This is a genomic window from Microbacterium sp. SYP-A9085, from assembly GCF_009649635.1.
GTDB lineage: Bacteria > Actinomycetota > Actinomycetes > Actinomycetales > Microbacteriaceae > Microbacterium.
Window position 1 is genome coordinate 15,318 of record NZ_WJII01000008.1, and the last position, 24,307, is coordinate 39,624.

Sequence of the window (24,307 nt, forward strand, 5' to 3'; positions counted from 1 at the left end):
AACATCCGTGGAGCCGACATGAGCGAACCCGCCACCCAGCGGGACCTGGCCGTACAGCTGCGCGCGCGCCTCGAGGCTGCGGCACTCGGCGGGTCCGAGGCATCCCGCGCCCGGCATGTCGGCCGCGGCAAACTGCTGCCGCGCGACCGCGTGACACGGCTGCTGGATGAGGGCAGCCCGTTCCTCGAGGTGGCGCCGCTGGCCGCCGACGGCCTCTACGACGGCCACGCGCCCGCCGCGGGCGTCATCGCCGGGATCGGCCTCGTGCACGGCCGGCACGTCATGGTCGTGTGCAATGACGCCACCGTCAAGGGCGGCACGTACTACCCGATGACCGTCAAGAAGCACCTGCGCGCGCAGGAGGTGGCGCTGGAGAACCGGCTCCCGTGCATCTACCTCGTCGACTCCGGCGGCGCGTTCCTGCCGATGCAGGACGAGGTGTTCCCCGACCGCGACCACTTCGGGCGCATCTTCTACAACCAGGCGCGGCTCTCCGCCGCCGGCATCCCCCAGATCGCCGCCGTGCTCGGTTCGTGCACGGCCGGCGGCGCGTACGTCCCGGCGATGAGCGACGAGACCGTGATAGTGCGCAACCAGGGCACGATCTTCCTCGGCGGTCCTCCGCTCGTGAAGGCCGCGATCGGCGAGATCGTCACGGCCGAGGAGCTCGGCGGGGGAGAACTGCACGCGCGCCGCTCCGGCGTCGTCGACCATCTCGCCGAGGACGACGAGCACGCCCTGGAAATCGTCCGCGACATCGTCGCCACCCTGCCCGCGCCGGCCGAGCCGGCGTGGGAGATCCTGCCGACCCGGGCGCCCGACGCCGATCCCGCCGAGCTGTACGACGTCGTGCCCGTCGACGTGAACCAGCCCTACGACGTGCGCGAGGTCATCGCGCGGCTCGTCGACGGCAGCGAGCTGCACGAGTTCAAGAAGGAGTACGGCACGACGCTGGTCACCGGGTTCGCCCGCCTCCACGGCCACCCGGTCGGCATCGTCGCCAACAACGGCGTCCTCTTCAGCGAGTCCGCGCTGAAGGGCGCGCACTTCATCGAGCTGTGCGACCAGCGCGGCATCCCGCTGCTGTTCCTGCAGAACATCTCCGGGTTCATGGTGGGTCGGGATGCCGAGGCCGGCGGCATCGCAAAGGACGGCGCGAAGATGGTCACCGCCGTCGCGACCACGCGGGTGCCCAAGCTCACGGTCGTGATCGGCGGATCGTTCGGCGCCGGCAACTACTCGATGTGCGGCCGTGCATACTCACCGCGGTTCCTGTGGACGTGGCCGGCCAGCCGCATCTCCGTGATGGGCGGCCCGCAGGCGGCATCCGTCCTCTCCACGGTCAAGCGCGACCAGCTCGAGCGTCGCGGTCAGGACTGGGATGCCGCGGACCAGGCCGCGTTCGAGGCGCCGATCCGCGCGCAGTACGAGGAGCAGGGCAGCCCCTATTATGCGACGGCGCGGCTGTGGGATGACGGCATCGTCGACCCCGCCGACACGCGCGACCTGCTGGGTCTGGCCCTGGACGTCGTCTCCCGCTCGCCGCTGCCCGAGCCGCGCTTCGGCGTGTTCCGGATGTGAGCGGCATGAGCGATCGGCGCGTGGAATCAGTGAAGCGAGACGAAGTGTTCGATACGGTCCTCATCGCCAACCGCGGCGAGATTGCTCGCCGCGTGATCCGCACGCTGCGGCGCCTGGGCATCCGCTCGGTCGCGGTGTACAGCGATGCGGATGCCGCGGCCCCGCACGTCACGGAGGCGGACGAGGCGGTGCGGATAGGCCCGGCCGCAGCATCCCGCTCGTACCTGGACATCGACGCGATCATCGCCGCCGCCCGCGCCACCGGGGCGCAGGCGATCCATCCCGGGTACGGGTTCCTCTCCGAGAACGCGGCGTTCGGCGCGGCCTGCGCGGCCGCCGGCATAGTGTTCATCGGCCCGGGCGCGCAGGCGCTCGAGGTGATGGCCGACAAGATCCGGGCCCGCGACCACGTCGCGGCGTCGGGCGTGCCGATCGTCCCCGGGTTCTCGGCGGCCGGGATGACCGACGACGAGATAGCCCGCACCGCGATCGCCGCCGGATTCCCGCTCCTGATCAAGCCGTCCGCGGGCGGCGGCGGCAAGGGCATGCAGGAGGTGCACGACGTCGCGCAGCTCGCCGACGCCGTCGCGACGGCGCGCCGGGTCGCGACCGCCGTTTTCGGCGACGACACGCTGCTGTTCGAACGCCTCATCCAGCGTCCGCGCCATATCGAGGTGCAGGTGCTCGGGGACACGCACGGACGCGTGATGCACCTCGGCGAGCGGGAGTGCACGCTGCAGCGCCGCCACCAGAAGGTGATCGAGGAGGCGCCGTCGCCGCTGATCGACGCCGACACCCGGGCGCGCCTGGGCGCTGCGGCCTGCGCGGCCGCGGCATCCGTCGCCTACACCGGCGCCGGCACCGTCGAGTTCATCGTGTCGGCGGACCGGCCCGACGAGTTCTTCTTCATGGAGATGAACACGCGGCTGCAGGTCGAGCACCCGGTCACCGAGCTCGTCACCGGCATCGACCTCGTCGAGCAGCAGCTGCGGATCGCCGCCGGCGCCCCGCTCGCGCTGGACGACGTCACACTGCACGGCCACGCCGTCGAGGCGCGGGTGTACGCGGAGAGCCCCGCGCGCGGCTTCCTGCCCGCCACTGGCGACGTGCTCGTCTGGCGGGCCGCCGACGGGGTGCGCACGGATGCCGCCGTCGAGACCGGCAGCACCGTCACCGCCGACTACGATCCGATGATCGCGAAGGTCATCGCCCACGGCACCGACCGCGCGGACGCGCTCGCGGCGCTGGATGCCGCCCTCGCCGAGACCGTGATGTTCGGCGTCGAGTCGAACGTCGACTTCCTGCGCACGCTGCTGGCCGACCCCGCCGTGCAGGCGGGGGCGATGGACACCGGGCTCATCGACCGGATGCCGGCGTTCGTCGATCCGGCGCCGAGCCGGGCAGCGCTGGATGCCGCGGCATCCGTCGTGCCCGCCTCGGCGGGGCGCAGCCACGCCGCGCCGCTGTGGCTGGCGCGCTCCGGCTGGCGGATCGGTGCAGACGCGCCGGATGCGGCGCAGTCGTTCCTGACCTCGGCGGGCGAGGTCGTCAGCGCGTCGCGGACCCAGGACCCGGGCGACCGCGCGGCGGCGGCACTCGCCGTCGCGGCACCGGACGGCACCGTCTGGGTGCACGCCGACGGTGTCACCAGCGCCCTCACCCCGCTCACCCGCCGACAGGCGATGGAGCACCGGCTCGCTCAGCGGGAGCGCGTCGACGCGGCATCCGATCCCGAGCTGCGGGCTCCGATGCCCGGCGCGGTCGTCGCCGTGCACGCCCCGCACGGCGCGCACGTGAGCGCCGGCGCGCGGATCGTCTCGATTGAGGCGATGAAGATGGAGCATCCCGTGACGGCGCCGCACGACGGCATCCTCACTCTCACCGTCGCCGTCGGCGACCAGGTCCGCCGCGGACAGATCCTCGCCCGCGTCACCGAATCGGAATGAAGGACACATGGACACGTACACCACCTACGACGTGACGGACGACGAGCGCGAACTCGCCGGCCTGGTCCGCGACTTCGCAGACACCGTCATCGCACCGATCTCCTACGAGGCCGACCGCACGCACACCCTGCCGCTGGACGTCGTCGCGCAGATGGGCGACATGGGGCTGTTCGGCCTGCCGTTCCCCGAGGAGTACGGCGGGCAGGGCGGCGACTACTTCGCGCTCGGCGTCGCGATCGAGGCCATCGGCCGCGTCGACCAGTCGCTGGCGATCACGCTGGAAGCCGGCGTGAGCCTCGGCGCCATGCCCGTATTCCGGTTCGGGAATGAATCGCAGAAGCGGGAGCTGCTGCCGGACCTGCTGGCCGGCCGTGCGCTCGCCGGCTTCGGTCTCACCGAGCCCGATGCCGGCTCGGACGCCGGTGCCACCCGCACCACCGCGCGGCTCGAGGACGGGCAGTGGGTCGTCAACGGGGCGAAGCAGTTCATCACGAACTCCGGCACCGCCATCACCCGCTTCGTCACCGTCACCGCTGTGACCGGCGAGCGGGGCGGCCGCAAGGAGATCTCCACGATCATCGTCCCCAACGGCACCCCGGGTTTCACGGTGGAGCCCGCATACGACAAGGTCGGCTGGCGGGCCTCCGACACGCACCCGCTGACGTTCGCGGACGCGCGCGTGCCCGCGGAGAACCTGCTCGGCGCGCAGGGGCGGGGCTTCGCGAACTTCCTGCACATCCTCGACGAGGGCCGCATCGCCATCGCCGCGCTGGCCACCGGTGCCGCCGAGGGGTGCGTGGACGCGGCCGTCGATTATGCGCACAGCCGCACGGTGTTCGGCCAGTCCCTCGCGACCAAGCAGGCGATGCAGTTCAAGATCGCCCGGATGCAGGCGCGCGTGCACACGGCGCGGCTCGCGTGGCACCAGGCGGCGCGTCTGCGCGACGCGGGCAAGCCGTTCAAAACCGAGGCGGCGATAGCGAAGCTCGTCGCCGGCGACGCGGCGATGGACAACGCCCGCGACGCCACCCAGGTGTTCGGCGGCAACGGGTTCATGAACGAGTATCCGGTGGCCCGGCACTACCGCGACTCGAAGATCCTCGAGGTCGGCGAGGGGACCACCGAGGTGCAGCTGCTGGTGATCGCCCGCGCGCTCGGGCTAGCGTGACGGTCATGACCGAGATCACGCAGCGCGGACTGTACTACGAGGAGTGCGAGGTCGGCGCCCGGTACCTGCACCGTCCCGGCCGCACCGTGACCGAGGCTGACAACATGCTGTTCTCGGCGCTGACGATGAACACGCAGGCGCTGCACCTGGATGCCGCGTACTCGGCCACCCAGCCGTTCGGCAAGCCGCTGATGAACTCGATGTGGACCCTGGCGACGCTGGTCGGGATGTCGGTCGCGCAGATCACGCAGGGGACCCTCGTCGCGCAGCTCGGCCTGTCCGACATCGCCTTCCCGCATCCGGTGTTCGCCGGCGACACCCTGTACGGCGACACCGAGATCGTCTCGAAGCGACTGTCGAAGTCGCGCCCGGGGCAGGGCCTCGTGACGATGACGCACACCGGCCGCAACCAGGACGGCACGGTCGTGGCCACGGTGTCCCGCGTCGCCCTGATGTGGTGCCTGCCCGAGGGGTCGGCGTGACACTCGCGATGGGCCCGGCCCTGCTGTTCTGCCCGGCCGACCGGCCGGAGCGGTTCGCGAAGGCCGCGGACCGGGCGGACGCCGTCATCCTCGACCTGGAGGACGCCGTCGCGCCGGATGCCAAGGTCGCCGCGCGCGGGCATGTCATCGAGAGCCGTCTCGATCCGGCCCGCACGATCGTCCGCGTCAACGAGCTCGGCGGCGAGCACACGGCATCCGACCTGTCCACCGTCCTGCAGACCGACTACCGCACGATCATGGTCGCCAAGGCCGAATCGCCGAAGAAGATCGGCCGGCTGGACCCGCGGCTGCGGGTGATAGCGCTGTGCGAGACGGCGCGCGGCGTCGCGAACGCCGAGAAGATCGCGGCGCTGCCCAACGTCGTCGCGCTGATGTGGGGGGCCGAGGACCTCGTCGCCTCGCTGGGCGGCACGTCCAGCCGCAAGGACAGCGGCCGGTACCGTGACATCGCCCGCCACGCCCGGTCGCGGGTGCTCTTGGCGGCCGGCGCTCACGGCAAGGCCGCGATCGACGCGGTGCACCTGGACATCACCGACGCGAAGGGTCAGCAGCGGGAGGCCCGGGATGCCGCCGCCAGCGGGTTCGCCGCGACGGCCTGCATCCACCCGTCGCAGGTGCAGACAGTGCGGGACGCATATCGCCCCGACGCGAAGACGCTTGCCTGGGCGCGTGCCGTGCTCGCCGCCGCGGAGGGGGAGCGGGGCGTGTTCGCGTTCGACGGGCGCATGGTCGACGAGCCGGTGCTGCGGCACGCCCGGGCCGTGATGGCGCGGGCCTGAGGCGTCCCTCCTCGGCTCGGCCGAGGAGAATGGCCGAGGCGAGGGCCGAATGACCCGGATCGGCCCTCGCGCGGGCCGATCCCCTCGGCTCGGCCGAGGATGCCGCCGCCGGGCGCCCGCTGTTAGCGCGGGGTGGGCGCGAAGCTCACGCTGCGGGCCGTGTCGACAAGGCGCAGACCCTCCCGTTCGTAGAGCATCGTGTAGCCGCCGCCGTTGGGCAGGGAGGTGCCGGGCGCGGGAAGGTCGCCGCCGGACACGTGGCGCACGAGCTCGCGGATGAGTCCGCCGTGCGCGACGACGATGACGGATGCCGCGGCCGGCGCTGTCGCGCGGCGTACGTCCCGCACGACGCGGTGCACGGCGGCGAGCGCGCGGCGCCGCAGCTTGTCGTGGGTCTCGGCGCCGGGCACCTGCGCCGTGCCCCAGGGACCCCACAGGTCCGCCGCCTCCGCGACGGTCTTGCCCTCGCCGGCGCCGTACGCCCGTTCCCGCAGCCGCCGGTACAGGCGGGGCGGGTTCAGCGCGAGCTCGGCGGCGATGATCTCCGCGGTCTCCCGCGCCCGCGCCAGGTCGCTCGCCACGATCGCGACCGAGCCGTCCAGCTGCCCGCGGAGATCCACAGCGGCCTCGCGCGCCTGCCGGCGCCCGGTGTCGTTGAGCGGGATGTCGGAGCTGCCCTGAATGCGTCCGGCCAGGTTCCAGTCGGTCTCGCCGTGGCGCACGAAGATCAGGGAGGTCACCCTTCGACGATAGCCGCGGCATATCCCAGATCCCTGAGCGGGCGCGGCGAGACGAAGCGCGGGCTCGTCGCTCAGGGAGTCGCCGGCTCCGGCAGGTGCTCGGCCAGCGCCGCCAGCACGTCGCTGGTCCCGGCATCCACCTTCACCGCCGCGCGGGCGTCGGCCCGGGTCTGGCCGCGGTTCACGATTACGATCGGCAGCTCGCGCCGGTGCGCGCGCTGGATCAGCCGCATCCCGGAGTTCACCGCCAGCGACGAGCCCGCCACCAGCAGCGCCTCCGCGCCCGCGACCAGCTGCTCGGCGCCGGCGAACCGGCCCACGGGGATCGTCTCGCCGAAGAACACCACCTCGGGCTTGAGCATCCCGCCGCACACCGAGCACACCGGGAGCCGGAAGCCGTCGACCGACGCGGGGCGTACGTCGCCGTCCGGCAGCAGTACGGCGTCCTCGCCGGCGACCAGCCACGGATTGTCGGCCTCGATCTGCACGGCGATATTTCGGCGGTCGAAGACCTGACCGCAGTGCAGGCAGACCACGCGGCGCATCGTGCCGTGCAGCTCCACCACCCGCTGCGAGCCGGCCTGGAGGTGCAGGCCGTCCACGTTCTGCGTGATCACACCGGTCGCGATGCGGCGACGCTCGAGCGCGGCGAGGGCGGCATGCCCCCCGTTCGGCAGCACGGAGGAGAACCGCCGCCACCCCATGTGGCTGCCCACCCAGTACCGCCGTCGGGCGTGCTCGGACGCGAGGAAGTGCTGCACGGTCATCGGGGTGCGCACCGGCGCGCCCTCGCCGCGATAGTCCGGGATGCCGGAATCCGTCGAGACGCCCGCGCCCGTGAGGACCGCGATGCGGCGACCCGCCAGCACCGCCACGGCGTCCTCGATAGCGCCCGTCATCCGCACCCCCGCGCACCAGGCTACGCCGCGGATGCGGCATCCTGGAACGGTGCTCCCGATCCGCATCGACGATCCCCGCGATCCGCGTCTGGCCGACTACCGGGACCTCACCGACATCGCGCTGCGCCGGAAGCTCGAGCCCTCCGGTGGCCTGTACATGGCCGAGTCTGCGAAGGTCCTCGCCCGCGCCCTCGCGGCGGGGCACATCCCGCGATCCGCCCTGGTCCAGGAGAAGTGGATGCCGGACGCCGCGGCGCTGCTGGCAGCCCACCCCGATGTCCCGGTCTACGTCGTGCCCGCGACGGTCGCCGAGCAGCTCACCGGGTACGCGGTGCACCGCGGCATCCTCGCCGCCATGCACCGGCCGGAGCTGCCCGCCCCCGAGGACGTCCTCGCCGGCGCACGGCGCGTCGTCGTGCTCGAGGACATCGTCGACCATACGAACGTGGGGGCAATGTTCCGTGCGGCGGCCGGGATCGGCGCCGACGCCGTGCTCGTGGGGCCCCGGTGCGCCGATCCGCTCTACCGCCGCAGCGTGCGGGTGAGCATGGGGACGGTGTTCCAGGTGCCGTGGACCCGGCTCCCGGACTGGCCCGCCGCGGGAGCCGTGCTGCACGCGGCGGGATTCCACGTCGCGGCCCTCGCGCTCGCCGACGACGCCGTGCCGCTGGACGTGTTCGCCGCCGCGCCGCCCGAGAAGGTGGCGCTCATGCTCGGCGCCGAAGGCGACGGGCTCAGCCGCCGTGCGGCGGCCATCGCCGACACCGTCGTGACGATCCCGATGCGCGGCGGCGTCGACTCGCTGAACGTCGCCGCAGCCGCTGCCGTCGCGATGTGGGCGCTGCGGGTCTGATCGCAAGGGCGAGCGGACTGGCCCCTCAATGGTTTTCTGGTCGGCGTGAGTGGATCGCGGTCGGTTTCAGAAACCGGGCACGCTTGGCCGCTGCGGGTGGTCGAGGATTCTCGGCTTGACCCGAGTTCTTGTCAGACTGCTGGTGCTTCCTCATGTCTGGACGCTACCGACTCAAGATGTACATGCTCACAGGGAGCAAATTGAGCGTGAAGCCGTCGCGCTCGGCCGCGGCGTCAACTCTTTCGAGTACGGTTCCGGATGAGCCCGAAGATCACTGTCCCGACGAAGAGGACGATGCCGATGATCGCCAACCAGAGCAGTCCCTTGAGCGCAAAGCCGACAACGGCGAGAACCGCCCAGACGACCAGCAGGATTACGAGTACTGTCCACATGGCTCTCACCGTACGCGATCGCGATGCTGATCACACCCCCTCTGACACTCATGGCCTAGCCGAGACCGTCACCCGTTCGCTCCGCAGACCCGCTTGACACGAACTGACGCTGGTCGATGAGCGGGCAGGTGAACACATCCCGCTCGCCGAGACCGACGCGATTGATGTAGCGCACCACGATGGTGTACGAGGCGAACAGTCCCGTCTGGGTGTACGGGACCGCGTGCTCGTCGCAGTAGGCGGCGATCAGCGGCGCTGCGCGCCGCAGATGCGGGCGAGGCATCGAGGGGAACAAGTGGTGTTCGATCTGGTAGTTGAGTCCACCCATCGCGACGTCGAGGAAGCGGCTGCCCCGAATGTTCCGGCTCATCATCACCTGCCGTCGCAGAAAGTCGAGCGTGCGGTCGCGGGGTACCACCGGCATGCCCTTGTGGTTCGGCGCAAAGGAGACGCCCATGTAGAACCCGAAGATGCCCAGCTGGACCACGAGAAACACGAACGCGATGCCAGGTGACAGCACGAGGAAGACGAGCGTCGTGAAGCCGACCAGCCGTACCCCCATGAAGCCGATCTCCACCCAACGTCGATCGAGATGCTGCCGTCCCACGATGCGCCGCAGCCCCGATGCGTGCAACGAGACGCCCTCCAGGAGGAGGAGCGGGAAGAAGAAGAGGCCCTGGTGCGCGCGTATCCACCGGCCCAGCGGACCAGCCAGCCATCGTGAGCGCTCTCCGGTCACGGTGATGACCGGCAACTCGAGGTCCGGGTCGGAGCCGAGCTTGTTCGGGTTCGCATGGTGCCGCGTGTGCTTGTGCTGCCACCATCCGTAGCTCATCCCAACGAGCAGATCACCGAGGATCAGGCAGATCCAGTCGTTCCATCGGCCGGAGGCGAAGATCTGGCGGTGCGCGGCATCGTGCCCGAGGAACGCGATCTGCGTGAAGACAATCGCCAGCACAGCGGCGGTGAACAGCTGCCACCACGTGTCGCCGATGAACACGAACGCCACCAGGCAGCCGCCGAGGGCGATCGGTGCGCCGATCAGCTTCGACCAGTAGTACCCGTATCGGCGGCGCATCAGACCGCTCTGTCTCACTCGCTGGGCGAGTTCGGTGAACTCGCTCGCGCCCGTCGTGGGCTTCTCACCCATCGGACGGTGGATCGTAGAGCGGATGGCGCCCATGATGACCCCTTCTCCGCCGGGCAGCCTTTCAGCTGCGAACGGCTTCCCCTTGATCGCCCCACATCGCGAGGAATGCGGGGTCTTCCGCCGCTTGCGTCTCCTCCCTGCCCGTGGCACGACGGGCGAACGTCACCGAATCGGCGAGAGCCGCGACTGCCGCTGCGCGCTTCTGCTCACGTTCCGGCGCTTCCTGAAAGCGAGCGGTCGCGATCTCACGCCGCCTCCACACCTCCGTGCTGATGGCGGAGAGCCGCTCTGCAAGTACCGCTGCCAACCCATCCCGCAACTCCTCTAGACTCGTGTTCGCGATGCCCAGACGGCGGTCGGACACAGAGACCTCGACCGTGCGATACCCGTTATCTGACAGACAGGTCCGTGTCTCGTTGCCGAGGATCGCCTCGATCTCCTCGCGCTGCGGCCTTCGGCTGAACACAGCCTCGACGAGATAGCGGTCGGGCGCGTCTTGCGTGAACAGCGTCGCGGGGAGAGAGCCGACGATGACCGCTCCCAGCCCGAGCACGTCATCCCTGCGCCCGGCGCTCGGCCTCGCGTTCATGATCGGACGGTACGCCCCCAACCTGTATGCGCGCAGAGACTGCCGCGTGGCGGGCAGACACCACACCGCCCCACGTATCGGCGCGGGTCGCGCGAGGAGAGTCTAGGCTTCGTGCATGTCCTCGCAGACAACGGCAGGGTCGCGCGCGGCGGTCGTCTACAACCCCGTCAAGGTGTCCCTCGATCGGTTGCGCAGTGCGGTCGGGCGGGAGGAAAACCGTCGGGGGTGGCAACCGTCGCACTGGTTCGCCACGAGGAACGAGGACGGAGGGTACGGCGCGGCTGAAGACGCGATCGCGGACGGTGCGGCGCTCATCCTCGTCGCCGGCGGCGACGGAACCGTACGTGTCGTCGTGGAGGCGGCCGAGGCCGCGGGTGCGAATGAGACCCCACTCGGCCTGCTGCCTGCGGGGACTGGGAATCTTCTTGCGCGTAGCCTCGGGCTTCCGTTGAACGATATCTCCGCTTCCGTCGCTGTTGCTTTCGGAGGCGCGACCCGCACGATCGACGTCGGCGTCGCTGAACTCGACGACGATGAAGGAGCTCGCAGACGCCACCTGTTCCTCGTGATGGCCGGCATAGGACTGGACGCCGAGATGGCGGAGAACACCGGTGCGGTTGAGAAGCGACGACTCGGATGGTTCGCGTACGTGCGGCCCATTGCACGGTCGATCATCGCGAACCGCGTCTTCCGTCTGCACTATCGGATCGACGACGGGCGCGTTCACTCTGCTCGGGCGCACACCGTCATCGTCGGGAACTGCGGAACGCTCACCGGCGGGATACCCCTTCTTCCCTCCGCCGTGATCGATGACGGGCTCCTCGATGTGGTCCTGATGCGACCCAAGAACTGGTTCGGATGGGCGCGGATCGGAACGAGACTCTCGCTCCACGGCATCGCACATCGCTCGGCGTTCGGCAAGGGCCTGCTACGGCTTGCCCCGGAGATACAAGCGCTCGCCTATGCCCAGGGACGACAGTTCGACGTACGCTTCGACGTCTCACACGGCGTAGAACTCGACGGCGACAGCTTCGGACCGGTCATACGTGCTCGGATCACGGTCCGGCACGCCGCACTTCGGATCCATACCGAAGAAGCGATGCGGGAAAACGGGAGCGCGTTTCATGTCTGCTCGCCGCGCCGGGCCGCGGCATCCTGACCCGGCGCGAGCGTCGTCACGGGGAGGGGCTCCGGGCGCTTGGCCGTCACGTTGTCGCCCGAGGACTGGTGGCGCAGGCGCCGCAGCACCCACGGCACCAGATGCGTGCGCGCCCAGACGAGGTCTTCGGCGCGGGCCTCACGCCAGGTGCGCAGCGGAAGCGGGTCCGGCTGCATCGGCGTGAGATCGTTCGGCACGTTCAGGGCGCGCAGCACCATGCGCGCCACCTCGTGATGGCCCAGCGCGTTGAAGTGCAGCCGGTCGTCGGCGAAGAACCGGGGATCCTGCACGGTCTTCAGCGCCCACTGGTCGGCCACGATCCCGTCGAACTCCTCGGCCACGGCCCGCACATTCTCGTTGTAGATCGCGACCTTGCCGCGGATCGGACGGAACACCGGCGTGAACGCGGTGTCGATCCCGGTGAACACGACGAGCGTGGCGCCGCTGCCGGCCAGCCGTGCCACCGCGTCGCGGAACACCTCGGCGACGGCATCCGGATCCGACCGCGGCCGGATCACGTCGTTGCCGCCCGCGCACAGCGTGATCAGGTCGGGCTTCAGAGCCAGCGCGGGCTCGATCTGGTCGTCCACGATCTGCCGGATGAGCTTTCCGCGCACCGCCAGGTTCGCGTACGCGAAGTCGTCGACCTGACGCGAGAGCGCCTCGGCGACCCGGTCGGCCCAGCCGCGGAACATGCCCGGGCGGGTGGGGTCGGGGTCGCCCACCCCCTCGGTGAAGGAGTCGCCGAGGGCGACGAAGCGCCGCCAGGGGTGCGCCTGCTCGTTCGCGAGATAAGGGCCGCGATCACCCTCGGCGTCGGACATCGACATCCTCCCGGTTCGTGACCGACACTCACACTAGCGCCGCACCCGGTGTCCGGCCCGTCGCTTAGGGTGGAATGTCGTCTGGCGTGGGAAGGAGACCGGGTGGAGGAGCAGGCCTCTCTGGGCAGCTTCGCCGCCGAACACCTTCCGCCCACCTACCCGCAGCGCGCGCCATGGGGCACCGCGCAGCGCCTGCGGGCGTGGCAGGCCGAGGCGCTGGACCTGTACTTCGGCCTGGACGGGCCGGACGGTGTCGGCAAGGGGCCGCGTGACTTCCTCGCCGCGGCGACCCCGGGCGCCGGGAAGACCACCTTCGCGCTGCGGCTGGCCAGCGAACAGCTGCGCCGCGGCGTGGTGGACCGGATCGTCGTGGTCGCCCCCACCGAGCACCTGAAAACGCAGTGGGCGGATGCCGCGGCCCGCGTGGGCATCCGCCTGGACCCCGCGTTCAGCAACCGGCACTCGGCGCCGTCGCGTCAATACCACGGCGTCGCCGTGACCTACGCGCAGGTGGCGGTGAAGGCGTCCGTGCACCAGCGCCTGGTGCTCGAGCGGCGCACGCTCGTGATCCTCGACGAGGTGCACCACGGCGGCGACGCCCTGAGCTGGGGGGACGCGCTGCGGGAGGCGTACCAGCGCGCGACCCGCCGCCTGCTGCTCAGCGGCACGCCGTTCCGCAGCGACACCGCCCCGATCCCGTTCGTCGAGTACCACCCCGACCGGCACGGCATCCGGATCTCCCGCACGGACTACAGCTACGGGTACCGCCGGGCGCTGGAGGACGGCGTCGTGCGGCCGGTCATCTTCCTCGTGTACGCGGGTCAGATGCGCTGGCGCACGAAGACCGGCGACGAGATGGAGGCCCAGCTCGGCCAGGACAACACGAAGGACATCACCGCCCAGGCGTGGCGCACCGCGCTGGATCCGGACGGCGACTGGATCCCCGCGGTGCTCCGCTCCGCCGACCGGCGGCTGACTGAGGTCCGCGCGCAGGTGCCGGATGCCGGGGGCCTGGTGATAGCGACGGACCAGACCGCCGCGCGCGCGTACGCCGCGATCCTGCAGGGCATCACCGGGGAGGCGCCGACCGTCGTCCTCTCCGACGAGGCGGAGGCGTCGGGTCGGATCGACTCGTTCACGAAGGACACGAGCCGCTGGATGGTGGCCGTGCGGATGGTCTCCGAGGGGGTCGACGTGCCGCGGCTCGCGGTGGGCGTCTACGCCACGAGCGCGTCCACGCCGCTGTATTTCGCGCAGGCGATCGGGCGTTTCGTGCGCGCGCGGCGCCGCGGCGAGACCGCGAGCGTCTTCCTGCCCAACGTGCCGCAGCTGCTGGCCCTCGCGAACGAGCTGGAGCGGCAGCGCGACCACGCCCTGGACCGTGAGTCCGGCGGGGACGAGTGGGATGCCGAGCAGGACCTGATGGATGCCGCGGAGCGCGAGGACAAGGCCTCGGACGCCCTCACCGAGGAGTTCAGCTACCAGGCGCTCGCCTCGTTCGCCCACTTCGACCGGGTGCTGTACGACGGGCGCGAATTCGGCCAGCTCGCCGTGCCCGGCACGCCGGAGGAGCAGGAGTTCCTGGGTCTTCCCGGACTCCTGGAGCCCGAGCACGTCCACGAGCTGCTGATGCAGCGCCAGGCGCGGCAGGGCCGGCATCGGGCCGCCCGGGAGGCGAAGGGCGGCGCGGAGCCGGTCGCGGAGGCGCCGCAAGCGCTGCACCGCACGCTGAAGGAGCAGCGGCAGGTGCTGAACAGCCTCGTCGGGCTGTACGCCCGCCAGTCCGGCGAGCCACACGCGTCCGTGCACGCCGAGCTGCGGCGGATGTGCGGCGGTCCCGCGGTCGCGCAGGCCACGGTCGCCCAGCTGCAGAAGCGCATCGAGCTGCTGCGCCGCCGCGTGCACTCGTAGCGCGGCGTCCGCGCGCGTTCGGATCCCCGAAATGCTGGCAATAGGGCAGAACCGCCCGGGTGCGGCATCCCGCGCCGGATAGCCTCGAGAGGTTGTCGAGATCCGGGAGTCAGCCATGCCATCCACCTTCGCGCCCACCGCGCGCGACCGCCGGCGGTGGGCGCAGTACCTCGTGAACGAGCGTGCCGAGGCGCGCGTGTACCGCGAGCTCGCCGACCGCCGCTCCGGCCACGAGCAGGAGATCCTGCGTGCGCTCGCCGAGGCCGAGGGGCGGCATGAGGCGCACTGGCTGGGGCTGCTCGGCGGCGAGCCCGCGGTGCTGCCGCGGGCGTCGGCACGGACGGTGCTGCTCGGGTGGATGGCGCGTCACTTCGGCTCGATCTTCGTGCTCGCCCTCGCCCAGAACGCCGAGGGGCGTTCGCCGTACGAGACCGACCCGCACGCGACCCCCGCGATGGCCGCGGACGAGAAGGTCCACCAGGAGGTCGTCCGCGGCCTCGCCGCGCGCGGCCGCCGACGGCTCTCGGGTGGCTTCCGCGCCGCGGTCTTCGGCGCCAACGACGGCCTCGTCTCGAACCTTGCGCTCGTGATGGGGATCGGGGCCACCGGCGTCCCCGCGCCGTTCGTCCTGATCAGCGGTGTCGCGGGGCTGCTGGCCGGGGCGCTGTCGATGGGCGCGGGGGAGTACGTCTCGGTCCGCTCGCAGCGCGAGCTGCTGGATGCCGCGGAGCCCGGCGAGTTCGCCGACGGCATTCTGCCCGACCTCGACCTGGACACGAACGAGCTCGCGCTCGTGTATCGCACGCGCGGGATGGCGCCGCAGGCCGCGATAGCGCGGGCGGAACGCGTGATCGAGCGCGCCCGCCGGGCCGAGGGGCCGGCCGCGCACACCGGGCCCGTGCGGGCGGGCGACGACCACGAGGTGATCGGCAGTGCCTGGCGTGCCGCTGTCTCGAGCTTCCTGTGCTTCGCGTCTGGTGCCGTCATCCCGGTGCTGCCGTGGCTGTTCGGGATGGGCGGCGTTGCGGCGGTGGTGCTCGCGCTCGTGCTCGTCGGCGTCGCCCTGCTCGGCACCGGCGCGATGGTGGGCCTGCTCTCCGGGGCGCCGCCGCTGCGCCGGGCGCTGCGGCAGCTGCTCATCGGGTTCGGTGCCGCGGCCGTCACCTACCTGCTGGGACTTGCCGTCGGCGGGGTCCTGGGGTGACCTGCGGACCGTCCGGTCTTCGGGTGCGCTGAAGGCCCTGGCAGCACCGGGGCGTGGCAGAGTGGACCGGTGACGGTCTACCTGGATCACGCGGCCAGCACCCCGCTGCGGCCCGAGGCGCGCGAGGCGTGGCTGCGGGCGACGGCGAGCTATGGCAACGCGTCGTCCATCCACCGGACCGGCCAGGACGCCCGCCGGCTCCTCGAGGAGTCCCGGGAGCGGTTGGCCGCGGTCCTGGACTGCGATCCCATCGAGGTCGTGCTGACCTCGGGCGGCACCGAGTCGGTGAACGCGGCGCTGAAGGGCCTGTGGTGGTCGCGGCCCGCCGATCGCGACGCCATCGTGCTCCCGGACGGAGAGCATCACGCCACGCTCGACACCGCGGCATGGCTGCAGAAGCACGAAGCGGCGTCCGTGCGGCCGGTCCCGCTGGACGCGCTCGGCCGGATCGAGTCGCCGGCATTCGCCGCCGCCCTGCCGGGCGCCGCGCTGGCCACCGCGCTCGCCGCCAACAACGAGGTCGGCACCGTCAACGACATCCCGGGCATTGCGGCCGCGGCGGCGGACGTCGGCGTCCCCCTGCACGTGGACGCGGTCGCGGCGTTCGGGCACGTGCCGGTGGCGTTCCGGGCCTGGCGGGGAGGGATCCGCGGTATGCGCGGGCTGTGCGCGCTCAGCGTGTCCGCACACAAGATCGGGGGACCGGTCGGCGTGGGAGCCCTCGTGGTCGCCCGCGATGCGGCGCCGGTCGCCCTGCTGCACGGAGGCGGGCAGCAGCGCTCGCTGCGCAGCGGCACGCAGGACGTCGCCGGCGCGGCCGCGTTCGCGGTTGCGGCCGAGTGCGCCGCGGCCGAGCGCGAGGGCGAGGCCGCACGGCTGGCCGCCCTCCGCGATCGGCTGGTCGGCGGCATCCTGCAGTCCGTCTCCGAGACGGAGCTTCTCGGCGATCCGCAGGGTCGGCTGCCCGGGAACGCGCACGTGCTGTTCCACGGCGCGCTCGGCGAGACGCTGCTGTTCCTGCTCGACGAGGCGGGGATCAGCGCGTCGACGGGGTCGGCGTGCCAGGCCGGCATCCCGGAACCGTCGCACGTCGTCGTCGCGCTGGGGAGGACGCAGACGGAGGCCCGGCAGGTGCTGCGGTTCAGCCTCGGGCGCACGAGCACGGACGCCGACGTCGACACGGTCCTCGTCGCGCTGCCCGCTGCCGTCGAGCGGGCCCGGGCCGCCGCGCGGCGCTGACGGCTCGTAGACTGGACGAATGCGGATCTTGGCGGCGATGAGCGGCGGCGTCGACTCCGCCGTGGCCGCCGCGAGGGCCGTCGAGGCCGGCCACGACGTCGTCGGCGTGCACCTCGCCCTGTCCCGCGCGGGCGGGACGCTGCGCACCGGGAGCCGCGGATGCTGCACGGTCGAGGACGCGATGGACGCGCGGCGGGTCGCCGACGTCCTCGGCATCCCGTTCTACGTGTGGGACTTCTCCGAGCGGTTCCGGCATGACGTCGTCGACGACTTCATCGCGGAGTACCGGGCCGGGCGGACCCCGAACCCGTGCATGCGCTGCAATCAGAACATCAAGTTCGCCGCGCTCCTGGAGCGAGGACTCGAACTCGGCTTCGACGCCGTGTGCACCGGACACTACGCGAAGCTCGTCGACGGCACCGCGGGGCGTGAACTGCACCGCGCGTCCGAGGCCGCGAAGGACCAGTCGTACGTCCTGGGCGTGTTGACCGCCGAGCAACTCGCACATTCGTACTTCCCGCTGGGCGACACGCCATCGAAGGAGCTCGTGCGCGCCGAGGCCGAGCGGCGCGGACTCGCGGTCGCGCGCAAGCCCGACAGCTATGACATCTGCTTCATCCCCGATGGCGACACGCGCGGCTGGCTCGCCGACAAGGTGGGCGCCGCGGACGGCGATGTCGTCGACCGCGCCGGTGCCGTCGTGGGCACGCACCACGGCGCGCACGCCTACACGGTCGGGCAGCGTCGCGGCCTGCAGCTCGGGGTGCCGGCGCCCGACGGCAAGCCGCGGTTCGTGCTCGAGGTCCGCCCGGTGTCGAACACGGTCGTGGTGGGCCCCAAGGAGGCCCTCGCCACCGCCGAGATCGCCGGCGCTCGGTTCACCTGGGCGGGCCGCGCCCAGGACGAGGGTGGGTTCGACTGCGCCGTGCAGATCCGCGCCCATGCCGATCCGGTCCCCGCGCGCGCAGAGCTGGCCAGCGGCATCCTCACCGTCCGGCCCGAGCACCCGTTCGACGGCGTCGCGCCCGGGCAGACCGCCGTGCTCTACGACGGCACCCGCGTGATCGGCCAGTTCACGATCGACAGCACGGTGTCGGCCGTTCCCGTCGGCGCCTGAGGCTGTCTCGACATTGCGCAAACGGCGAGAATATCGCCGATTGCGGGTCATGTGCGCAATCTCGGCCACCTCCGACCCGCCGAGGGGCACCCGGTCGGCCATGCTTGCGAACCACGCCCAAGAGCGCCGACGCCCGCCTCGCCAACCTGCTCGGCGCCACGCGCGCTGTCGAGATTGCGCAAACGACGAGGATGTCGCCGGCTGAGCGTCATTTGCGCAATGTCGACGACATCCCGTCCCCGCCTCTCTTCGTCGGTCGATCGGCGTCGTCACGTTGCGCCACCGTCGCAGGTGGTCCACCGAGCGACGGTGCGTGTCGGCACTCCCTCATAAACTGGGCGATGTGGCGGACGACATCTCGCGGGAAGACGCGCGCACCGAAGCGGAGGATCTGACCTCCCGCATCCTGGACGCGAAGGATGCGTACTACGGGCGCGACACGTCACTCGTGGACGACGCGACGTACGACGGGTGGATGCGGCGGCTGGAGGAGCTGGAGCGCCGGTACCCCGAGCTGCAGGGGCAGGACTCGCCGACGCAGATGGTCGGTGCGGCGGGCGCGACCGCGCTCGACACGATCGAGCACGCGGAACGGATGCTGAGCCTCGACAACGTCTTCTCCGTCGATGAGCTTCGCGACTGGGCGGCCAAGACGCAGGCCGCGGCGGGGCGCACGGTCGCGTGGCTCACGGAGCTGAAGATCGACGGCCTCGCCATCAGCCTCCGCTACGAGAACGGCATCCTCACCTCCGCGGCGACCCGCGGAGATGGACGGGTTGGCGAGATCGTCACCGAGAACGCGCTGCGGGTCACCGGCATCCCGGCCCGGCTGTCGGGCACCGGGCACCCTGCCCTCGTGGAGGTGCGCGGGGAGGTGTTCATCCCCGTCGCGGCGTTCGAGAATCTCAACGCCGCGCAGGCCGACTTCCGCGACCGGGCGTACGAGGACGCACGGGCCCGGTGGCAGGCGCGCGGCGCGAAGAAGCCGTTCGACGAGGAGAAGGCGACGACCGCCGCGGCACGCCGCTTCCCGGCATTCGCGAACCCGCGCAACGCCGCCAGCGGCGGACTGCGCCAGCAGCTCGACAAGAAAGAGGGCCTCGAGCACAAGGCCGGCGTCCTGCGGGTGCAGTCACTGTCGCTGTATGTCCATGGCATCGGCGCCTGGCCCGACCCGCCCGTGGCCGCTCAGAGCGAGGTGTACGAGCTTCTCGCAGGATGGGGGATGCCGACAAGCCCGCACACGAAGGTCTGCCGCACGATCGACGAGGTCGCCGACTTCGTCGCGTACTTCGGCGAGCATCGGCATGACATCGAACACGAGCTCGACGGCATCGTCGTCAAGGTCGACGAACTCGCGCTGCACGGCGAGCTGGGGCAGACAAGCCGCGCGCCCCGATGGGCGATCGCGTACAAGTACCCGCCCGAAGAGGTGCAGACGACGCTGCTGGACATCGTCGTCTCCGTCGGCCGCACCGGGCGCGCGACGCCGTTCGCGGTCATGGAGCCCGCGCACGTGGCGGGGTCCGTCGTGCGGCAGGCGACGCTGCACAACAAGGATGTCGTGAAGGCGAAAGGCGTCTTGATCGGCGACACCGTCGTGCTGCGCAAGGCCGGCGACGTGATCCCCGAGGTGCTCGGCCCCGTCGTCGAGAAGCGCGACGGCACCGAGCGCGAGTTCGTGATGCCCGAGCGGTGCCCGGAGTGCGGCTCCGTGCTCGCGCCCGCGAAGGAAGGCGACATCGATCTGCGCTGCCCGAACACGCGGTCGTGCCCGGCCCAGGTGCGCGGCCGTGTCGAGCACATCGGGTCGCGCGGGGCGCTGGACATCGAGGTGCTCGGCGAGGTGACCGCGGCCGCGCTCACCCAGGCGGAGCCGCCCGCCGTCGCGCCGCTGGACACCGAGGCGGGGCTCTTCCACCTGACGCTGGACGAGCTCGTGCCGATCTCGGTGGTGGTTCGGGATGCCGAGACCGGCCTGCCGAAGGAGGATCCGGATGGGGTCGTCAAGACCCGGTCGCCGTTCCGCCGCAATCCGACAACGGCCGAGCGCAAGCAGGGGCTGGAGGGCCCGCGGCCATCGTCGGGCGCTGTGAAGCTGCTGGCCGAGCTCGAAAAGGCCAAGACGAAGGATCTGTGGCGTCTTCTGGTCGCGCTGAACATCCGACACGTCGGACCGGTCGCGGCCCGTGCCCTCGCGCAGTGGTTCGGGTCGCTCGACGCGATCCGGGCTGCGTCGCGCGACGATCTCGCGGCCGTCGAGGGCCTCGGCGGGATCATCGCCGACTCCGTGATCGACTGGTTCGCGGAGGACTGGCACGTGGACATCGTGCAGCGGTGGACGGATGCCGGGGTGCGGTGGTCGACCCCCGGACATCCCGGACCCGGAGCCACTGCGACCGGCGGAGTGCTGGAGGGGCTGACGGTGGTGGCGACCGGGAGCCTCGACGGCTACACGCGTGAGGGTGCGCAGGAGGCCATCATCGCCGCCGGCGGCAAGGCCGCGTCATCCGTGTCGAAGAAGACCGATTTCGTTGCCGCCGGACCCGGCGCCGGCTCGAAGCTCGCCAAGGCCGAGGAGTTGGGCGTCCGAATCATCGACGCCGCACAGTTCCGGCTGCTCGTCGAGCAGGGTCCGGCCGCGCTCGAATAGGGCGTCACCCCCGCAGGGCGCTCATTTCTTGTGACGCGGCTTGCGCGGCGGGCGATCGTCGTCGTGCTCCCGCCGCGGCGCGCGGCGGTCGTCGTCGCGGTGCGCGTGCCGCCCGTCGGCATCCGAGTGCTCCAGCCGACGCCGGTTCGGGATGCCGCGGTCCGGCGTGATCTCGATGCGCCGGCCCGAGATGCGCGTGTCGCGCAGCCGCTCCAGCACGGCGGGGTCGAGGTTCGCGGGCAGCTCGACGATCGAGAAGTCCGGCTTGATCGCGATGGCGCCGAAATCGTCGCGGCGCAGCCCGCCCTCATTCGCGAGCGCGCCGACGATCTGGCGCGGCTCAACGCGGTGCCGCCGACCCACCTCGATCCGGTACGGGGCGTAGTCCCCACGGCCGCGGCGGGGCTCGCGCGGCTCCCGGGCATCCCGGCCCGCGCGCTCCCGTGGCGGACGTCCCGCCGCCGCGATCGAGGCCGAGAGCGCGTCGTTCTCGGGATCCAGCAGCAGTGGCGTCTCGCCCTGCGCCACGACGGCGAGCGCGGCCGCCACATCACCTTCCGGCACGTCGTGATGCCGGACGTAGTGCGCGATGATGTCGCGGAACGCCGTGATGCGGCCCGTGGCCTCCAGCGCCGCGGTGATCGCGTCGTCGAATCTGTTCAGGCGGGTCGTGTTGACGTCCTCGGTCGTCGGCAGCGGCATCTGCGCCGGCTGCTGACGCGTCGCCTTCTCGATGTGGGCGAGCAGGTAGCGCTCACGCGGCGTGATGAAGCTGATCGCGTCGCCGGTGCGCCCGGCGCGCCCGGTGCGGCCGATCCGGTGCACGTACGACTCGGTGTCGTTCGGGATGTCGAAGTTGATCACGTGGCTTATCCGCTCGACGTCCAGGCCGCGCGCGGCGACATCCGTGGCCACGAGGATGTCGAGCTTGCCGTCCTTCAGCTGGTTCACCGAGCGCTCGCGCTGCACCTGCGGCACGTCCCCGTTGATGGCGGCGGCGGAGTAGCCGCGGGCCCGCAGCCGCTCGGCGAGCGTCTCGGTCTCGTTCTTCGTGCGCACGAACACGATGACCCCGTCGAAGTTCTCCACCTCGAGGATGCGCGTGAGAGCATCCACCTTCTGCGCATGCGCGACCACGAGATAGCGCTGCGTGATGTTCTGGTTCGTCGTGGTCTTCGTCTTGATCGCGACCTCTTCCGGGTCGCGCAGGTACTTCTGCGCCAGCCGGCGGATCGCCGCGGGCATCGTCGCCGAGAACAGGGCCACCTGCTTGTCCTCGGGCGTCTGCGCGAGGATCTGCTCGACGTCCTCGGCGAACCCCATCTTCAGCATCTCGTCGGCCTCGTCCAGCACGAGGTACTTCAGCTCGGACAGGTCCAGGGTGCCCTTGGCCTGGTGGTCCATGATGCGGCCGGGCGTTCCCACGACGATGTGCACCCCGCGGCGCAGCGCCGACAGCTGCACGCCGTACCCCTGGCCGCCGTACACCGGCAGCACATGCACGCCCTTCATGCGGCCCGCGTACGACTCGAACGCCTCGCACACCTGCAGGGCGAGCTCGCGGGTCGGCGCGAGCACGAGCGCCTGCGGGGTCTTCTGTGCGAGGTCGAGCCGCTCCAGCACCGGCAGCGCGAACGCGGCGGTCTTGCCGGTGCCGGTCTGCGCGGTACCCATCACGTCGTGCCCGTCCAGCAGCAGCGGGATGGTCGCCGCCTGGATCGCCGACGGCGTCTCGTAGCCGAGGTCGCGGATCGCCGCGAGCACCGGCCCGGTCACGCCGAGCTGTTCGAAGCCGGGGGCCTCGGGTTCGCCGCCGTCCGCGGCATCCGTCTCCTGCGTCATGATCCTGCTCCCGTCAGTTCCAGCAGCTTCTCGCGCACCTGGCGGCGCAACACCTTGCCGATGAGGGATTTCGGCAGCTCGTCCACGACGAACAGCCGTCGCGGCACCTTGTAAGGGGTGAGGATGCCGCGCGCGAACGCGCGGATAGCCTCGACATCCGGCTCGTCGACATCGGGGGCGAGGACGACCGCGGCGACGACCTCTTCGCCCGAATGCTCGCTGGGTAGCCCGACGACCGCGACGTCATCGACGTCGGGGTGCTGGCGGAGGGCGTTCTCGACCTCGGTGGGGGCGACGTTGAACCCGCCGGTGATGATGAGCTCCTTGATGCGGTCGACGATCCGCACGAACCCGGCGTCGTCGATCGTGACGATGTCGCCGGTGCGGAACCATCCGTCGACGAACACGGCCGTCGTCTCCTCGGGGCGGCCGTGGTATCCGCCGAACACCTGTGGACCGCGCACGACGAGCTCCCCGGGTGTGCCCGGGGCCACATCTCGCGCGGGATCGTCGGGGTCGACGACCCGGCATTCGGTGCCCGGCAGGGGAAGCCCGACCGATCCCGGCACGCGGTTGTCGGCCACCGGGTTCGCCATCAGCACGGGCGAGCACTCGGACAGCCCGTACCCCTCGACGAGGTAGCCGCCGGATGCCTGCTCGAACGGCACGACGAGCTCGTGCGGCAGGGCCATCGCACCGGAGATCGCTATCTGGGTGCCGCGCAGCGACACCCCCTTCTCGGCGGCGGCCTTCAGCAGCCGGTCGGCGATCGGCGGCACCAGCGGCAGGAACGTCGCCGGCCGCTTGCTCGTCACGGCGAGCACCAGGTCGGGGTCGAACTTGGGGAACAGCACGAGACGCGCCCCCATCGACATCGCGAACGCGAGGCACAGGGTGAGCCCGTAGGCGTGGAACATCGGCAGCACCGCGTAGACGACGCACCCGGGGCCGCGGACGATCTGCGGCACCCAGGCCCGGGCCTGCGCGGCGTTGGCCAGGAGGTTCCGGTGCGTGAGCAGGACGCCCTTCGGGGAGCCGGTGGTGCCGCTGGTGTACTGGATGATCGCGAGATCGTCGGTCGCGGGCTTCGGATGCGTCTCCGGCAGCGGGTCCGCGGCCACCACGCGCTCCCACGGGATCGTCCCGCTCACCCGGGTGTACAAAGCGTCGCGCGACTCGCGGGCCTTCGCGACGGGCAGCTTCAGCGCCAGACGGGTGCGCAGCGGCATCGCGGCGATCACGTCGACGGAGATGACGTTCGCCACAGCGAGGTCGGCGGGGAACTCCTGGACGGGAGCGACGACCTTCGTCCAGACGATCGCCGTCTTCGCGCCGTGGTCCTCGAACTGCTTGCGCAGCTCACGCGGGGTGTACAGCGGGTTGTGCTCGACGACCACCGCGCCCAGGCGCAGGATCGCGTAGAACGCGACGATGTGCTGCGGGCAGTTCGGCAGGACGATGGCCACCGGGTCGCCGGCCGTGACGCCGAGCGCCTTGAGCCCCGCCGCCGCGCGGGCTATCTGCCGGTCCAGCTCCCTATAGCTCGTGGTGCGGCCGAAGAACTCGAGCGCCGGAGCGTCGGGGTAATCGCGGGCGGATGCCGCGACGATGTCCACCAGCGAGCCGTCCATGGGGTCCAGGTCGGTGGGCACGCCGGGCTCATAGCTGGCGGTCCACGGGCGGGGCGGATCGAACGTCGTCACCGCGCCAGCCTACGCGCCGGGCCCCCGCGCGTTTCCCGCGGGCAGGGGAGTTCCG

Annotated in this window: 20 protein-coding genes; 12 read left to right on the forward strand and 8 right to left on the reverse strand. The window is 71.4% G+C overall.

The window, feature by feature from the left end; genetic code table 11:
• Positions 1-18 precede the first annotated feature (18 nt).
• The 5 genes from GH740_RS13490 to GH740_RS13510 are packed head-to-tail and all read left to right on the forward strand — an operon-like array spanning position 19 to position 5,977.
• Positions 19-1,581 (forward strand): carboxyl transferase domain-containing protein, encoded by a 1,563-nt coding sequence (locus GH740_RS13490; RefSeq protein ID WP_253941438.1) that lies wholly within the window; start codon positions 19-21, stop codon positions 1,579-1,581.
• A gap of 20 nt (positions 1,582-1,601) precedes the next feature.
• On the forward strand, positions 1,602-3,527 hold the full coding sequence (locus GH740_RS13495; RefSeq protein WP_367641602.1) for a biotin carboxylase N-terminal domain-containing protein: 1,926 nt from the start codon (positions 1,602-1,604) through the stop codon (positions 3,525-3,527).
• Between the two features lie 7 nt (positions 3,528-3,534).
• The gene (locus GH740_RS13500; RefSeq protein ID WP_153746632.1) at positions 3,535-4,695 is read left to right on the forward strand and encodes an acyl-CoA dehydrogenase family protein; all 1,161 of its coding nucleotides are present in this window, start codon (positions 3,535-3,537) and stop codon (positions 4,693-4,695) included.
• Positions 4,696-4,700: 5 nt separating this feature from the next.
• Entirely contained in the window at positions 4,701-5,177 is a 477-nt protein-coding gene (locus GH740_RS13505; protein WP_153746633.1) for a MaoC family dehydratase, read from the forward strand.
• Positions 5,174-5,977 (forward strand): CoA ester lyase, encoded by an 804-nt coding sequence (locus GH740_RS13510; protein ID WP_367641603.1) that lies wholly within the window; start codon positions 5,174-5,176, stop codon positions 5,975-5,977. Before GH740_RS13505 ends, GH740_RS13510 begins: the two co-directional genes overlap by 4 nt.
• Before the next feature lie 122 nt (positions 5,978-6,099).
• Here GH740_RS13510 and GH740_RS13515 read toward each other — a convergent pair whose 3' ends face one another.
• Positions 6,100-6,717: a histidine phosphatase family protein gene (locus GH740_RS13515; RefSeq protein WP_367641604.1), complete on the reverse strand. Its 618-nt coding sequence runs from the start codon at positions 6,715-6,717 to the stop codon at positions 6,100-6,102.
• A gap of 71 nt (positions 6,718-6,788) precedes the next feature.
• On the reverse strand, positions 6,789-7,616 hold the full coding sequence (locus tag GH740_RS13520) for a Sir2 family NAD-dependent protein deacetylase (RefSeq protein WP_153746634.1): 828 nt from the start codon (positions 7,614-7,616) through the stop codon (positions 6,789-6,791).
• 49 nt (positions 7,617-7,665) lie between these two features.
• On the opposite strand from GH740_RS13520, the gene GH740_RS13525 reads away from it, so the two are divergent.
• Positions 7,666-8,469, forward strand: coding sequence for a TrmH family RNA methyltransferase (locus tag GH740_RS13525; protein WP_367641605.1), 804 nt, complete (start codon positions 7,666-7,668; stop codon positions 8,467-8,469).
• Between the two features lie 233 nt (positions 8,470-8,702).
• Here GH740_RS13525 and GH740_RS13925 read toward each other — a convergent pair whose 3' ends face one another.
• The 3 genes from GH740_RS13925 to GH740_RS13535 all read right to left on the reverse strand — a co-directional run bounded on the left by GH740_RS13925 (position 8,703) and on the right by GH740_RS13535 (position 10,600).
• Entirely contained in the window at positions 8,703-8,861 is a 159-nt protein-coding gene (locus GH740_RS13925; protein WP_172978384.1) for a hypothetical protein, read from the reverse strand.
• Between the two features lie 55 nt (positions 8,862-8,916).
• Complete coding sequence (locus GH740_RS13530; RefSeq protein ID WP_253941435.1) at positions 8,917-10,011, reverse strand: acyl-CoA desaturase; 1,095 nt, start codon at positions 10,009-10,011, stop codon at positions 8,917-8,919.
• 61 nt (positions 10,012-10,072) lie between these two features.
• Entirely contained in the window at positions 10,073-10,600 is a 528-nt protein-coding gene (locus GH740_RS13535) for a hypothetical protein (protein ID WP_216644957.1), read from the reverse strand.
• A 115-nt stretch (positions 10,601-10,715) separates the two neighbouring features.
• Between GH740_RS13535 and GH740_RS13540 the strand changes: the two genes are divergently transcribed.
• Complete coding sequence (locus GH740_RS13540; protein WP_153746637.1) at positions 10,716-11,759, forward strand: diacylglycerol kinase family protein; 1,044 nt, start codon at positions 10,716-10,718, stop codon at positions 11,757-11,759.
• Here the strand turns inward: GH740_RS13540 and GH740_RS13545 are convergent.
• Positions 11,723-12,583 (reverse strand): SGNH/GDSL hydrolase family protein, encoded by an 861-nt coding sequence (locus GH740_RS13545; RefSeq protein ID WP_153746638.1) that lies wholly within the window; start codon positions 12,581-12,583, stop codon positions 11,723-11,725. The genes GH740_RS13540 and GH740_RS13545 overlap by 37 nt on opposite strands.
• 102 nt (positions 12,584-12,685) lie before the next feature.
• On the opposite strand from GH740_RS13545, the gene GH740_RS13550 reads away from it, so the two are divergent.
• The 5 genes from GH740_RS13550 to ligA all read left to right on the forward strand — a co-directional run bounded on the left by GH740_RS13550 (position 12,686) and on the right by ligA (position 20,707).
• On the forward strand, positions 12,686-14,494 hold the full coding sequence (locus tag GH740_RS13550) for a DEAD/DEAH box helicase (RefSeq protein WP_367641606.1): 1,809 nt from the start codon (positions 12,686-12,688) through the stop codon (positions 14,492-14,494).
• 115 nt (positions 14,495-14,609) lie between these two features.
• Entirely contained in the window at positions 14,610-15,698 is a 1,089-nt protein-coding gene (locus GH740_RS13555) for a VIT1/CCC1 family protein (RefSeq protein ID WP_153746639.1), read from the forward strand.
• 69 nt (positions 15,699-15,767) lie between these two features.
• A complete protein-coding gene (locus GH740_RS13560; protein WP_367641607.1) occupies positions 15,768-16,937 on the forward strand; it encodes a cysteine desulfurase family protein in 1,170 nt (389 codons plus the stop codon).
• A gap of 19 nt (positions 16,938-16,956) precedes the next feature.
• Positions 16,957-18,054, forward strand: a complete 1,098-nt coding sequence (gene mnmA, locus GH740_RS13565; RefSeq protein WP_153746640.1) for a tRNA 2-thiouridine(34) synthase MnmA — start codon at positions 16,957-16,959, stop codon at positions 18,052-18,054.
• A 343-nt stretch (positions 18,055-18,397) separates the two neighbouring features.
• Positions 18,398-20,707, forward strand: a complete 2,310-nt coding sequence (ligA, locus tag GH740_RS13570; RefSeq protein WP_367641608.1) for an NAD-dependent DNA ligase LigA — start codon at positions 18,398-18,400, stop codon at positions 20,705-20,707.
• Positions 20,708-20,728: 21 nt separating this feature from the next.
• On the opposite strand, the gene GH740_RS13575 is transcribed toward ligA, so the two are convergent.
• A complete protein-coding gene (locus GH740_RS13575; protein WP_153746641.1) occupies positions 20,729-22,549 on the reverse strand; it encodes a DEAD/DEAH box helicase in 1,821 nt (606 codons plus the stop codon).
• Entirely contained in the window at positions 22,546-24,252 is a 1,707-nt protein-coding gene (locus tag GH740_RS13580) for a long-chain-fatty-acid--CoA ligase (RefSeq protein ID WP_367641609.1), read from the reverse strand. Before GH740_RS13580 ends, GH740_RS13575 begins: the two co-directional genes overlap by 4 nt.
• Positions 24,253-24,307 lie beyond the last annotated feature (55 nt).